The following is a 12,788-nucleotide window of genomic DNA, read 5'->3' on the forward strand; positions in this document are numbered from 1 at the left end:
CTGTCCCGATGCCGGGCCCTGCGCGCCCCCGCATGCTAACCGAGCCCGAGCGCCCGCACCAGCCATGGCAGCGCCAGCGCGGTGAACACGCCGTTCAGCCCCATCGCCAACCCGGCGAAGGCGCCGGCGGTCTCGGACAGCTGGAACAGCCGGGCGGTGCCGATGCCGTGCGCGGAAACGCCGGTGGCCACCCCCAGCAGCATGTCGTCGTCCCAGCCCAGCAGCTTGAACAGCGGCGGGGCCATCACCGCGCCGACGATGCCGGACACGATGACGAACATCGCCGCCAACTCGGGCGAGCCGCCCAGGCCGCCGGCCAGGCTCATCGCGATCGGCGTGGTCACCGCGCGGGTGGCCAGCGCCGCCAGCACCGGCTGATCGAAGCCCAGCCACCAGCCCAGGCCCGCCGCGCTGATCATGCCGACCAGGCCGCCAGCGGCGATGCTGGCCAGCAAGGGAAACGCCGCTTTCTTCAAGCGCGCCAGATTGCCGTACAAGGGCACCGCCAGCGCCACCGTCGCCGGCCCCAGCAGCAACTGGATGAAACGGGCGCCGTTCATGTATTGCTGATAGGTGCTGCCGCTCAGCAGCAGCCAGGCCAGCACAAACAGCACGCCCAGCAGCACGGGATTGGCCAGCGGATGGCCATGGCCCCGGCGATGTCCAGCCAGCGCCAGCCGGTAGGCCAGCAAGGTGACGAAAACGCCGGTCAGCGGCGAGTCCAGCCAGGCCGCCGTCAATGCCCCCTCCCGCGCAGCAGCAGTTTCAGGACCAGCCCGGTGGCCAACAGCGTGGCCAGCGAGGAGGCCAGCATGATCAGCGCCAGCTCCCAGCCATGCGCGCGCAGCATCGGCGCGTAGGCCAGCAGCGCGCCGCCGGCCGGGATGAACAACAGCGACATGTGGCTGAGAAAGCGAGGCGCCTCGCGCTGCAGGATCTCCGGCACCGAACGGCGCAGCCACAATGTGGCGAACAGCAGCAACAGCCCCATCACCGGGCCCGGCATCGGCCAGCCCATCCAGCGCACCAGCGCCTCTCCGGCCAGTTGGTAACCCAGCAGCCACAACAGCAGGTCCAGCATACGCCCTCCCCTCCAATGCACGAAAAACCTGCCCGCGGTCTTTTTCCGGCAGCGGCCGCTTTTCGCCGGCGCTTGCCGTGCCGGCCAGGTTGCGCCGCGCGAAAAAGACCGTGGGCAGGCTCTGAGCATGATAACGGCAAGTCCCCGCGCCGGGTATCGCCGCAGGCGACAAGCCCCCGCGGCTTTTGGCATAATGCGCGCCATGGTAAACGATGCCCTGTGGCGCGCCGCGCCCCCCGCCCTGCCCGATTCCCTCCAGGATTGCCTGACCGAACCCGCCTCGCTGAGCCTGCGGCTGCAGGCCGGCGGCCGCCGCTTCGCGGTGACCGTGCTCAGCCAGGGCGAGGACCGCGTCCAGGCCGACGAAGCCGAAGCGCTGGATCTGGCCGAAGGCGAGCCGGTATACGCCCGCCACGTGCTGCTGACCCTGGACGACGCGCCGGTGGTGTTCGCCCGCAGCGCCGCCCGTCCCGACTGCCCGGCCTGGCTGCCGGTGCTGCGGCGCGGCAGCCGCTCGCTGGGCCTGACGCTGTTCGGCGAACTGCCCGAGCTCGTCCGCGATCCGCTGCGCTACGCGCTGCTGGCCGGCGGCCATCCGCTGGCCGCCGCCGCCGGCCGCGTCCAGCCGGCGGCCGGCTACCCGGCCCGCCGCTGCCGATTCCTGCTGGGCGGCTCCCCGCTGCTGCTGACCGAGCTGTTCCTGCCCGCCTTGGAGGATTTCCTGTGATCTCGATCGCCGCCGTTCGCGACCGCTACGAAAACTATCGGCAGCTGATGCGCTGGGACAAGCCGATCGGCACCCTGCTGCTGCTGTGGCCGACGTTGTGGGCGCTGTGGATCGCCACCCATGGCGCGCCCCACCTGTCCATCATCGCCATCTTCTGTCTGGGCACCTTCCTGATGCGTTCGGCCGGCTGCGTGATCAACGACTACGCCGACCGCGACTACGACGCCCACGTCGCGCGCACCAGCCAGCGCCCGTTCGCCCGCGGCGCGGTCAGCAAGAAGGAGGCGCTGCTGCTGGCCGCCCTTCTGGCCATCCTGTCTTTCCTGCTGGTGCTGCCGCTGAATAATCTGACCAAGCTCCTGAGCGTGCCGGCGGTGCTGATCGCGGCCAGCTATCCGTTCACCAAGCGCTTCTTCCCGATGCCGCAGGCCTATCTGGGCGTGGCGTTCTCCTTCGGCATCCCGATGGGCTTCGCCGCCGAAACCGGCGAGGTGCCGCCGCTCGCCTGGCTGCTGCTGCTGGCCAACCTGTTCTGGGTGGTGGCCTACGACACCGCCTACGCCATCGCCGACAAGCCGGACGATTTGAAGATCGGCATCAAGACTTCGGCCATCACCATGGGCGATTATGACGTCGCCGGCACCATGCTGTGCCATGCCGCCTTCCTCGTGCTGATGTGCGGCATCGGCTTCCACCTGGAGCTGGCCTGGCCCTACTACCTGGGCCTGGCCGCCGCCGTCGGCCTGATCGCGCAGCAATACTTCGAGATCAAGGACCGCGACCGCGCCAAATGCTTCAAAGCCTTCCTCGACAACAACCGCGTCGGCGCGGCGGTATTCGCCGGCGTGGTATTGAGCTACTGGCTGGGCTGACAGACTGGCCCATATGCCATTTACAATAAATTACGCATCCGTCAGCATCATGGGATGAACTTCGCCAGCCGGCGCGGCTCATAGCAAGGCCGGGCGCCAGCCCGGCGCCATAGCTTGGCTTTCCAATACCAATAAGCGTCTTCCTGGAAGGTAAATACCATGAAAAAACTGCTGACCGCTCTGATCGCTGCCGCTTTCGCCACTTCCGCCTTCGCCGCGCCGGCCGCTTCCGCCCCGGCCGCCGAGAAGAAAATGGAACACAAGGCCGAGCACAAGAAGCACCACAAGAAAAAAGCGCACAAGAAACACGCCTCCGGCGCCGCGCATCAAAAACACAAGGCAGCCTCCGCAGCCAAGTAAACCGCCCCTGGCGCGAAAAAGCTCCCGAAAGGGAGCTTTTTTCATTGGGCCGGCCAGCGCCTTCAGCGCACGCGGAACGGCAGCAGATACGCCGTCTTGCCCGCCTTCACTTCCACCCTCCAGTCACGGCTGCCGCTGACGCACATCGGCAGGATCACCCTGGCCTTCCATCCTTCGCCGTCGCGAACGAAAGTGTAGCGGTTGAAGCCCATGTCCATGTCCGGCATCGTGAAGTCGGCGGTCGGGGCGGCATCCGCCGCCACGCCGTCCAGCCGAATCTCGAAAGGCTGGCCATGGGACGGCCGGGCGGAAAAACGCAGCGCGCCGCCGCCCGGCAGCGCGCAGGCGCCGCGTTCGATGTCGCATGACAGCGCCTGCGCCGCCGGCGCGGCCGGCTGTCTGTTATGCAGATACCAGTAGTAGATCAGGCCGAACTTGACGGCCCCGAAGGCCAGCAGCGCCGCGCCCAGGATCAGCAGCTTGCGCTGCTTGGCCGTCATCGCCATGCCCCCCGCATCAGCGCCACGCCATGGGCGCCATGCAGGCGGGCCAGATCCAGATCCTCGACGCTCATGCCGCCCAAGGCGTACACCGGCAGCGGCACCCCATCGGCCAGACAGGCGGCGAAACCATCCCAGCCCAAAAGCGCCGCGCCGGGATGCGTGACGGTGGGCGCCACCGGGCTCAACAGCGCGTAGTCCAGGCCCAATTCGCCTGCGCGCGCCAACTCGACCGCGCCGTGTATCGACGCGCCCACCCAGTCGAACGCCGGCCGCTCCGCCAGCGCGGCCAGGCGCGCGCCTGTCAGATGCACGCCGTCCACCGGCCAGCCGGTGAGCCAGGCCGGATCGGCGTTGACCACCAGCTTGCCGCCTCGCGGACGGACGATGGCGGCGGCGCGGGCGACGAAATCGGCCAACTCCTCATGCCCCATCTCATGCTCGCGCACCTGCACCATGCCCCAGTCGCGCTCGGCCAGCCGCGCCAGCTGCGTCTCGACGCCGATCTCGGCGGCGCAGGTGATCGCATAGCAGGCCGGCAGCTCCAGCGATTTCAGTATCGGCCCGTTGGCCGGCAGCATCGGCTCCACCGTGTAGCGGCCCGGCCGCTGCCAGGCGAAGGACTGCGCCTCGCGCGGCTGCGGTTCGCCCTGCCAGTCCCAGATGCGGAAGAATCGCAGGTGGACCGAAGCGTGCTCGTAATGGTGGATCTTGGTCAGCCACGGCGTGGCGGCGGTGACGATGATGCCCATTTCCTCGTGGAACTCGCGCTTCAACGCCTCCAGCGGCGTCTCGCCCGGCTCCACCTTGCCGCCGGGAAACTCCCAGTAACCGGCGTAGGGCTTGCCCTCCGGGCGGCTGCCCAGCATGAAACTGCCGTCCGGCCGCATCAGCGCGCCGGCTACCACGTCTATGATCTTGTCGCTCGTCATGTCTTCAATCTGTGTATGGGCGCATGCCGCCCGGGTCATTTCCTGCCGGCCTTCTTGGCCAGTTTCTGGCTGCCCGCCCAGTGGCAGGCGAACTGCCAGGCCACCCGGCCGGAGCGGCTGCCGCGCGACAGGCTCCACTGCAGCGCCGCGCGCTCGGCCTTGTCGCCGCACTTCAGGCCGAAATGGCCCAGCCATTCCTTGACCGCCGCCAGGTAGGCGTCCTGATCGAACGGATAAAACGACAGCCACAGGCCGAAACGGTCCGACAGCGACACCTTCTCCTCCACCGCCTCGCCGGGGTGGATCTCGCCGTCATGCAGCCAGCCCTCGCGGTTCTCGCTCATCTGTTCCGGCAGCAGGTGCCGGCGGTTGGATGTCGCGTACACCAGCAGATTGTCGCAGCGGCGCGAGAGGCCGCCGTCCAGCGCGCTCTTCAGCGCCTTGTAGCCGGCGTCGCCGTGCTCGAACGACAGGTCGTCGCAAAACAGGATGAAACGCTCCCGCCGTCCGACCAGCAATTCCACCAGTTGCGGCAGATCGGCCAGATGTTCGCGGTCGATCTCGATCAAGCGCAGCCCCTCGCGGCCGAACGCGGGCAGCAGCGCCTTGACCAGCGACGACTTGCCGGTGCCGCGCGCGCCGGTCAGCAACACGTTGTTGGCCGGCAGGCCTTCGACGAACTGGCGGGTGTTGGCCAGCAGCTGCTCGCGCTGGACATCCACGCTGGCCAGCCGGCCCATCTCCACCGAATGCGGCTCATGCACCGCCTCCAGCCAGCCGGCCAGGCCCTGGCGGTGCCAGCGGAAGGCCTGCGCGCTCCAATCCGGCTCGCGCCGCGGCGGCGGCAGCATCGGCTCCAGCCGGGACAGCACCGCCTCGGCGCGGCATAGAAAATCCTGCAGGGCGTCCATCATGCGTTCCTTTCTGCCGATAAGAAAACAGCCTGCCACGAAGGCGGCAGGCCGTTAAAACAGTACATCAGCCAGGCGTTTTGCCGGCCGCGCCCCAATCAATCGCGCAACGAGATCACCGGCCAGCCATGCTCCTCGGCATAAGCCCGCAGCTTGTCGTCGGCGTCCACCGCCACCGGATTGTCCACCAGTTTCATCAGCGGCAGGTCGTTGTGCGAGTCGCTGTAGAAGAAGCTCTCGGCATAGCTGTCCCAGCTCTCGCCGCGCTCCGCCAGCCACTGTTCGATGCGGGTGATCTTGCCTTCCTTGAAGCTCAACACGCCGGTCGGGCGGCCGGTGTAATTGCCGTCGGCGTCTTGCTCCAGCTCGATCGCGATCAGGTGCTCGACGCCCAGCTCGCGGGCGATCGGCCCGGTGATGAAGCGGTTGGTCGCGGTGATGATGACGATCTGGTCGCCCTCGGCCCGGTGGGCGGCCAGCCGCTCGCGCGCCTTGTTCGGAATCAGCGGCTTGATGTGGTTTTCCAGATAATCGGCGTGCAGCTCGTCCAGCTGATGGCGCGAGAAGCGCGTCAGCGGCGCCAGGATGAACGCCAGGTACTCGTTCATGTCCAGCGTGCCGTTCTGGTACTGGCGGTAGAAATAGCTGTTGCGCTCGTCGTACTGGGCGGCGTCCAGAATGCCGCGCTTGATCAGGAAGCGCGGCCATTCGAAATCGGAGTCGCCGGCGATCAGAGTGTGGTCGAGGTCGAACAGGGCGAGCCTGCGTTTGGCGGGAGTGGCTGTCGTCATGATTCCGGGGTGGCGGTTTGCAAAACGTTTTTCACCAGCGGCACGGTGATCGGGCGCCTCAGCGCCAGCGAGTAGCGGTCCAGCATGTCTATCATCGAGATCAGGCTGGTCAGGTCGCGCCGCCAGTGGGTGAGCAGGTAGCGGTAAACGTCGTCGGGTATCGACAGCTGGCGGTTGGCGGCGTGGCTGCGCAGCGCGGCCAGCTTGTCGTCATCCGACAGCGCCTTCACCTCCAGCACCAGGCCCCAGCCCAGGCGGGTGCGCAAGTCGTCGCGCACCGACAGCGCCACCGGCGGCTTGCGCCCGGCCATCAGCAGCCGCCCCTCTCCGCCCTCTTTCAGCGAGTTGTAGAAGGAGAACAGCATGATCTGGTCGTCCGGCGCCAGGTCGTCGACATGGTCCACCGCGATGAAGCTGGCCTCGCGCGCGAAGTCCGGCAAGTGGTCGCCCTTGCCGTCCAGATAGATGGCGGCGCGCCCCAGCCGCTCGGCGTGGGCGATCCAGGCCTGCAGCAAATGGGTTTTGCCGCAACCGGGCTCGCCCCATAAATAGATGAAGCGTTCGCCTTCGGTGGCGGTCAGTGCGGTGATCACTTCACGGTTGCGCTCGGCCAGGAAGTTGTCGAAGGCCGGCAGCGGCGTGGGCGTGAGATCGAGTACGAGCTGGTCCAAAGTTTGCGGTGCTGCGTTGCGTGCTGACATCAATAAGCTCGATTTTACGACGATACGGCCCGCCGTTGGAACCGCCATTTTCCCGGACAAGATTGATGACATCGGCAAATCAAGGCCGCAAAGGAAAAAGCCTGTCCGCCGCATCAGCCTTTTTGCCGATTTTCAGTTAAAATACAGTGCTTTCGCACCGGCGAAAGCTTGATGTAAAAATATTTCAAGTTTGCAGAAAGCGAGATTATCTTGAACACCACGTCCCTCAGTTACCGTGATGCCGGCGTAGACATCGACGCCGGCGACGCGCTGGTCGAAAACATCAAGCCTTTTGCCAAGCGCACCATGCGCCCGGAAGTGCTCGGCGGCATCGGCGGTTTCGGCGCACTGGTGGAGATCTCCAAGAAGTACAAGGAGCCGGTGCTGGTTTCCGGCACCGACGGCGTAGGCACCAAGCTCAAGCTGGCTTTCGACTGGAACCGCCACGACACCGTCGGCATCGACCTGGTGGCGATGAGCGTCAACGACATCCTGGTGCAGGGCGCCGAGCCGCTGTTCTTCCTCGACTATTTCGCCTGCGGCAAGCTGGACGTGGCCCAGGCCACCGAGGTGATCAAGGGCATCGCCGCCGGCTGCGAACAAGCGGGCTGCGCGCTGACCGGCGGCGAAACCGCCGAGATGCCGGGCATGTACCCCGCCGGCGAGTACGACCTGGCTGGCTTCGCGGTCGGCGTGGTGGAAAAGAGCAAGGTGATCAGCGGCCGCGACATCGTCGCCGGCGACGTGGTGCTGGGCTTGGCCTCCAACGGCGTGCACTCCAACGGCTACTCGCTGGTGCGCAAGATCATCGACCGCGCGCAGCCTGAGCTGGACGCGCCGTTCGACGGCGGCAAGACCCTGCGCGACGCGGTGATCGCCCCGACCCGCATCTACGTCAAGCCGCTGCTGAAGCTGATGGAAGCGCTGCCGGTCAAGGGCATGGCCCACATCACCGGCGGCGGCATCACCGAGAACACCCCGCGCGTGCTGCCGGCGGGCACCGTCGCCCAGATCGACGCCGCCAGCTGGCAGCTGCCCAAGCTGTTCCAGTGGCTGCAGCGCGAAGGCAATGTGGACATCCAGGAGATGTACCGCACCTTCAACTGCGGCATCGGCATGGTGGTGGTGGTGGCGCCGGAACACGCCGAACAGGCGATGGCGCTGCTGCGCGAAGCCGGCGAAACCGTCTACCGCCTCGGCCAGGTGCGCGAGCGCGCGGGCGACGAGCACCAGACCCAGATAGCCTAAGGCTTTTCCGCAAGTAGCGCCCTGCGCCGCTGGCCCCGCCGGCGGCGCTTGTCGTTTATCGCCGGGCGGATGGAACCAAGCCGGCGCAATCGCAACGAACAGGAATGGCAAGCCATTCCGGACAAGAGCCATGAAAAACATCGTCATCCTGATTTCCGGCCGCGGCTCCAATATGCAGGCCATCGTCGACGCCGGCATTCCAGACGCCCGCGTCGCGGCGGTGATCGCCAATCGCCCGGACGCGGCCGGCCTGGCCTGGGCGGCCGAACGCGGCATCGCCACGGCGGCGCTGGACCACAAGGCCTACGCCAGCCGCGAGGCCTTCGACGCCGCGCTGGCCGAGGCCATCGACGCCCATGCGCCCGATCTGGTGGTGCTGGCCGGCTTCATGCGCATCCTGACCGAAGGCTTCACCCGCCGCTACGAGGGCCGGATGCTCAACATCCACCCGTCACTGCTGCCGGCCTTCCCCGGCCTGCACACCCATGAGCGGGCATTGGAAATGGGCTGCAAACTGGCCGGATGCACGGTACACTTCGTCACCGCCGAGCTGGATCACGGCCCCATCGTCGCCCAGGGCGCGGTGAGCGTGCTGGACGGCGACACGCCGGACAGCTTGGCCGCGCGCGTGCTGAAACTGGAACACCAGCTGTACCCGGAAGCGGTGCGCCGCTTCGCCGCCGGCGAGATCGCCGTCGTGGACGGCAAGGTGGCCAGCGGCGCCGGAGCCGCCGCCAGCCTGCTGTCGCCCGTACCCTCAAGCAAGGCCTAAATGACCCGTCGCCGTCTGCTGCTGATCGCCCTTGTCCTGTCGTTGCTGCTGCACCTCGCGTTGCTCGGCTCCGACTTGCTGCCCGCGATCAGCGCGCCGCCGGCTGACGAGCCCAAGCTTGAGAAGATAGACGTCAAGATGCAGGCGATGCGGCTGGACGAGACGCCGCCGCCGCGCGATCCGGCCGCCGCCGGCGTCAGCCTGCGGCCGGCTGAGACGACGAAGCCAAAACCGAAGCCCAAGCCCAAGCCGGCCCGCAAGCGCGAAGCCTCCAAGCCGGCGGAGCAGGCCAAAACGGAAGCCTCGGCCCCGGCGGCCAAAACCGCTTCGGCGCCCCAAGTCAGCTCCGAACCCGCTGCGGAAGCCCCACGGCAAGCAACGGCGGAGCAAGCCTCCAGCGCGCCGGTCGCGGAAAACGCGCCGCGCGAGAACAGCGCGGACAAGGCCGGCCTTATCCACCCGGACGCGCCGCTGCGGCAGTTCCCCGCCGCCGCCAAGATCCGCTACCAAGGGTACTGGAACAGCGCGATGCTCGGCTTCGGCGATCTGGACTGGCAGCGCAGCCAGGGCCGTTACCAGTTGGACATCACGGTCAGTCCTTTCATCGGCCCCAAGCTGCGCTATCTTGCACTAGGGACGATAGGCAAGTCCGGGCTGCGGCCGGACAGCATGCAGTCATTCCGCGGCGGGGATCTGAAGGAAGCGGCCCGCTTCGATTACGACGCCGGCCTGCTGCGTTACGGCAGCGGCGAAGACAAGCAGCTGCCGCTGAAGCCCGGCGCGCAGGACGCGTTCAGCCTGGCTTTCCAGCTGGCGCTGAAGGGCGGCGATCTGGGCCATGCACCGATACAGATCACCACCGCCAAGAAGGTTTACGAATACCCGATGGCGCCGAACGGCGCCTTCGACTACGACACCGGCGCCGGCAAGATGCGCGTGATCGTGTTCCGCGCCCAGGGCGACGGAGACTTCACCGAATTTTGGCTGGCCCCGGATTTCGCCAACTTGCCGGTGCGCATCATCCGCGCCGACAAGGACAAGCGGATCGAACTGAAAGCGATCCGCGTAGACGTGAACGGCAAGCGGCAGTGGGAACTGCCGCCGCAACCGACGATACGGAACAAGAATGCACATTAGCCATAGCCAACTGAAACACCTGGAAACCGTCATCGGCCAGATGACCCGCTTCGACCGCCCGGCCGACGCCGTGCTGTCCGCCTACTTCCGCGAGCACAACAAGCTGGGCAGCGCCGACCGCCATCTGATCGCCGAGACCGCCTTCGGCGCGCTGCGCCGCCTGATCCAGCTGCGCGCGCTGATCGCGCCGGAAAAGGCCACGCCGCGCCGCCTGGCGCTGGTGGCGCTGATGAAGTTCAACAAGCTGAACGTCAAGGAGCTGACCGAGGCCACCAGCGCCGGCGAGCGCGAATGGCTGGGCACGGTCAAGGGCAAGACGCTGGAAGACAGCCTGGAAATCCGGGCCGAGCTGCCGCAATGGGTGATCGAGCGCCTGGGCGAGCAAACGCCGGAAGCGGTGGAAGCGCTGGGCCAGGGCCTGATGTCGATGGCGCCGCTGGATCTGCGCGTCAATACGCTGAAGATGAAGCGCGAAGAGCTGCTGGACCGCCTGAACGCGGACGGCATCGCCTGCGAAGCCACGCCGTACTCCCCGCTGGGCATCCGTCTGAAAGACAAGCCGGCGTTGTCCAAGCACGAGCTGTTCAAGGCCGGCGCCTTCGAGGTGCAGGACGAGGGCAGCCAGCTGCTGGGCCTGATCACCGGCGCGCGCCGCGGCGAAATGGTGGTGGATTTCTGCGCCGGCGCCGGCGGCAAAACGCTGCTGCTGGGCGCGCAGATGTCATCCAGCGGCCGCCTGTATGCGTTTGATGTTTCTGAGAAGCGCCTGGCCAACTTCAAGCCGCGCCAGGCCCGCTCCGGCTTGTCCAACGTGCATCCGCAGCTGTTGGCGCACGAGAACGACTCCAAGGTGAAGCGCCTGGCCGGCAAGGCCGACCGCGTGCTGGTGGACGCGCCCTGCTCCGGCCTGGGCACCTTGCGCCGCAACCCGGACCTGAAATTCCGCCAGAGCCCGGACAGCGTGGCCGAGTTGAACGCCAAGCAGGCGTCCATCCTCGCCTCCGCCTCGCGGCTGGTGAAGAGCGGCGGCCGCCTGGTGTATGCCACCTGCAGCCTGCTGCCGCAGGAAAACCAGGCCATCGTCGAGGCCTTCCTCGCCGAACACGCCGACTTCAGGCTGGTGAAGATGGACGAAGTGCTGGCCGAGCAGAAAATCCCGCTGCAATGCGGCGACTATCTGGAGCTGAAACCGCATCTGCATAACACAGACGGTTTCTTCACCGCGGTGCTGGAACGCAGCCAGGCCTAAGCAGGACAAGGCTATCAGCGGCGGCCCGCTTGCCATGCGCAGGCGGGCCGCGCTCGTATTCGAGGCCGGATCATAGTATATTAGACAAGAGTGATTTAAAAACCGGCGTTTAACGCCCCCAGGAGCCGCCCGCCCGATGCAGGACCACCTACCCAGCCGTTCCAGACGCCAGCGCATCAACCGCCGCCTGCGTTACCTCTACCTGTCCGCCGCGCAATGGCGGCGCCAGGTGCCGGTGTGGATCGCGGCCATCCTGATCGGCTTGGTGGCCTATGTGTTCGCCCGGGGCAGCCACTGGTCGCATGACCTGTTCTTCAAAGCCTACGACGCGTCGCCGTACTGGAGCCTGCTGATCACGCCGGCCGGGCTGGCGCTGGCGATCTGGATCATGCACCGCTTCTTCCCCAGCTCCGCCGGCGGCGGCATTCCACAATCCATCGCCGCGCTGGAGCCCGGCATGCACAAGCTGCGCGAATACTGCTTTACCCTGAAGGCCGCCTTCGGCAAGGTGCTGCTGACGCTGATCGGCATCAGCTCCGGCGCCACCTTCGGCTACGAGGGTCCCATCGTCCAGGTGGGCGCGGCGATCAAGTATTCGTTGAACCGCAAGGCCGCGCAGCGCCACGACGGCGCGGCCCGCAGCTTCATCCTGGCCGGCGGGGCCGCCGGCGTGGCCGCGGCCTTCAATGCGCCGCTGGCCGGCATCGTGTTCGCCATCGAGGAAATGGGCCGCGCCTTCGACATGCGCGCCAGCTCCACCATCCTGCTGTCGGTGATCGTCGCCGGCCTCACCACTTTCGCCATCAACGGCAACTACAACTACTTCGGCATCGTCCACGTGGCGATGGACAGCAAGCAGGCCTGGCTGGCCATACCAATCTGCGGCGTCGTCGGCGGCCTGATAGGCGGGCTGGCCTGCCGAGTGCTGCTGGCGCTGTCCTCCCGGCTGCCCGGCCCGCTGCACGGCTGGCGCATCCGCTACCCGGTGCGCTTCGCCGCCGGCTGCGGCCTGGCGCTGGCGGTGATCGGCATCATCAGCCACGGCAGCACCTTCGGCACCGGCTACTTCCGCGCCCGCGACATCATCGAGGGCCACGGCGCGGCGCTGCAGGACTACGGCGTGCTGAAGCTGATCAGCATGTTCGTCAGCCACATCAGCGCGGTGCCCGGCGGCATGTTCGCGCCGTCGCTGGCCGTCGGCGCCGGTTTCGGCCTGAACATGTCGCAGCTGATGCCCTTCCTGCCGCAGACCATGGTGGTGCTGCTGGGCATGGTGGGCTTCTTCGCCGGCATGACGCGGGCGCCGATGACCGGTTTCGTCATCGTGATGGAGATGACCGACACCTCGGGCATGATCATCCCGCTGATGGCCACCGCGCTGGTGGCGGCCTCGGTATCGCGGCTGGTGGCCCGGCGCGCGCTGTACGAGGGCCAGGTGCGGCTGTTCCTGCCGCAGTGGCAGGCCAAGGCCGGCCAAATTGACCAGCCTGCCGCCCGCACGTAAAAT

At 67.0% G+C, this 12,788-nt stretch carries 16 protein-coding genes; 9 read left to right on the forward strand and 7 right to left on the reverse strand.

What is annotated here, in order from left to right; translation table 11 throughout:
* Nucleotides 1-35: 35 nt before the first annotated feature.
* Both VA599_RS03240 and VA599_RS03245 read right to left on the reverse strand, forming a co-directional pair.
* Complete coding sequence (locus VA599_RS03240; protein ID WP_021476633.1) at nt 36-740, reverse strand: LrgB family protein; 705 nt, start codon at nt 738-740, stop codon at nt 36-38.
* The gene (locus VA599_RS03245; protein ID WP_021476634.1) at nt 737-1,081 is read right to left on the reverse strand and encodes a CidA/LrgA family protein; all 345 of its coding nucleotides are present in this window, start codon (nt 1,079-1,081) and stop codon (nt 737-739) included. The genes VA599_RS03240 and VA599_RS03245 overlap by 4 nt, the downstream gene beginning before the upstream one ends.
* Nucleotides 1,082-1,274: 193 nt before the next feature.
* Between VA599_RS03245 and VA599_RS03250 the strand changes: the two genes are divergently transcribed.
* The 3 genes from VA599_RS03250 to VA599_RS03260 all read left to right on the forward strand — a co-directional run bounded on the left by VA599_RS03250 (nt 1,275) and on the right by VA599_RS03260 (nt 3,040).
* Complete coding sequence (locus tag VA599_RS03250; protein ID WP_199776188.1) at nt 1,275-1,808, forward strand: chorismate--pyruvate lyase family protein; 534 nt, start codon at nt 1,275-1,277, stop codon at nt 1,806-1,808.
* Entirely contained in the window at nt 1,805-2,680 is an 876-nt protein-coding gene (ubiA, locus tag VA599_RS03255) for a 4-hydroxybenzoate octaprenyltransferase (protein ID WP_346787660.1), read from the forward strand. Before VA599_RS03250 ends, ubiA begins: the two co-directional genes overlap by 4 nt.
* 159 nt (nt 2,681-2,839) lie before the next feature.
* The gene (locus VA599_RS03260; protein WP_021476637.1) at nt 2,840-3,040 is read left to right on the forward strand and encodes a hypothetical protein; all 201 of its coding nucleotides are present in this window, start codon (nt 2,840-2,842) and stop codon (nt 3,038-3,040) included.
* 62 nt (nt 3,041-3,102) lie between these two features.
* Here VA599_RS03260 and VA599_RS03265 read toward each other — a convergent pair whose 3' ends face one another.
* The 5 genes from VA599_RS03265 to hda all read right to left on the reverse strand — a co-directional run bounded on the left by VA599_RS03265 (nt 3,103) and on the right by hda (nt 6,845).
* Nucleotides 3,103-3,540, reverse strand: coding sequence for a hypothetical protein (locus VA599_RS03265; protein WP_346787661.1), 438 nt, complete (start codon nt 3,538-3,540; stop codon nt 3,103-3,105).
* Nucleotides 3,537-4,472 carry a Nudix family hydrolase gene (locus tag VA599_RS03270; RefSeq protein WP_346787662.1) on the reverse strand — a complete coding sequence of 312 codons (936 nt, stop codon included), beginning with the start codon at nt 4,470-4,472 and terminating at the stop codon, nt 3,537-3,539. The genes VA599_RS03265 and VA599_RS03270 overlap by 4 nt, the downstream gene beginning before the upstream one ends.
* A gap of 35 nt (nt 4,473-4,507) precedes the next feature.
* Nucleotides 4,508-5,383 carry an ATP-binding protein gene (locus VA599_RS03275; protein ID WP_346787802.1) on the reverse strand — a complete coding sequence of 292 codons (876 nt, stop codon included), beginning with the start codon at nt 5,381-5,383 and terminating at the stop codon, nt 4,508-4,510.
* A 98-nt stretch (nt 5,384-5,481) separates the two neighbouring features.
* Nucleotides 5,482-6,174 carry a histidinol-phosphatase gene (locus VA599_RS03280; protein ID WP_099427500.1) on the reverse strand — a complete coding sequence of 231 codons (693 nt, stop codon included), beginning with the start codon at nt 6,172-6,174 and terminating at the stop codon, nt 5,482-5,484.
* Nucleotides 6,171-6,845, reverse strand: coding sequence for a DnaA regulatory inactivator Hda (hda, locus tag VA599_RS03285; RefSeq protein ID WP_011137161.1), 675 nt, complete (start codon nt 6,843-6,845; stop codon nt 6,171-6,173). The genes VA599_RS03280 and hda overlap by 4 nt, the downstream gene beginning before the upstream one ends.
* 16 nt (nt 6,846-6,861) lie before the next feature.
* Between hda and VA599_RS03290 the strand changes: the two genes are divergently transcribed.
* The 6 genes from VA599_RS03290 to VA599_RS03315 all read left to right on the forward strand — a co-directional run bounded on the left by VA599_RS03290 (nt 6,862) and on the right by VA599_RS03315 (nt 12,785).
* A complete protein-coding gene (locus VA599_RS03290; protein ID WP_346787663.1) occupies nt 6,862-7,047 on the forward strand; it encodes a hypothetical protein in 186 nt (61 codons plus the stop codon).
* Between the two features lie 38 nt (nt 7,048-7,085).
* Nucleotides 7,086-8,123 carry a phosphoribosylformylglycinamidine cyclo-ligase gene (purM, locus tag VA599_RS03295; protein ID WP_346787664.1) on the forward strand — a complete coding sequence of 346 codons (1,038 nt, stop codon included), beginning with the start codon at nt 7,086-7,088 and terminating at the stop codon, nt 8,121-8,123.
* A 130-nt stretch (nt 8,124-8,253) separates the two neighbouring features.
* Nucleotides 8,254-8,895, forward strand: a complete 642-nt coding sequence (gene purN, locus VA599_RS03300) for a phosphoribosylglycinamide formyltransferase (protein WP_346787665.1) — start codon at nt 8,254-8,256, stop codon at nt 8,893-8,895.
* A complete protein-coding gene (locus VA599_RS03305; RefSeq protein ID WP_346787666.1) occupies nt 8,896-10,032 on the forward strand; it encodes a DUF3108 domain-containing protein in 1,137 nt (378 codons plus the stop codon).
* Entirely contained in the window at nt 10,028-11,281 is a 1,254-nt protein-coding gene (locus VA599_RS03310) for an RsmB/NOP family class I SAM-dependent RNA methyltransferase (RefSeq protein WP_346787803.1), read from the forward strand. The genes VA599_RS03305 and VA599_RS03310 overlap by 5 nt, the downstream gene beginning before the upstream one ends.
* A 136-nt stretch (nt 11,282-11,417) precedes the next feature.
* Nucleotides 11,418-12,785: a chloride channel protein gene (locus tag VA599_RS03315; RefSeq protein ID WP_346787667.1), complete on the forward strand. Its 1,368-nt coding sequence runs from the start codon at nt 11,418-11,420 to the stop codon at nt 12,783-12,785.
* Nucleotides 12,786-12,788 lie beyond the last annotated feature (3 nt).

The organism is Chromobacterium indicum (genome assembly GCF_039708975.1).
GTDB classification, from domain to species: domain Bacteria; phylum Pseudomonadota; class Gammaproteobacteria; order Burkholderiales; family Chromobacteriaceae; genus Chromobacterium; species Chromobacterium piscinae.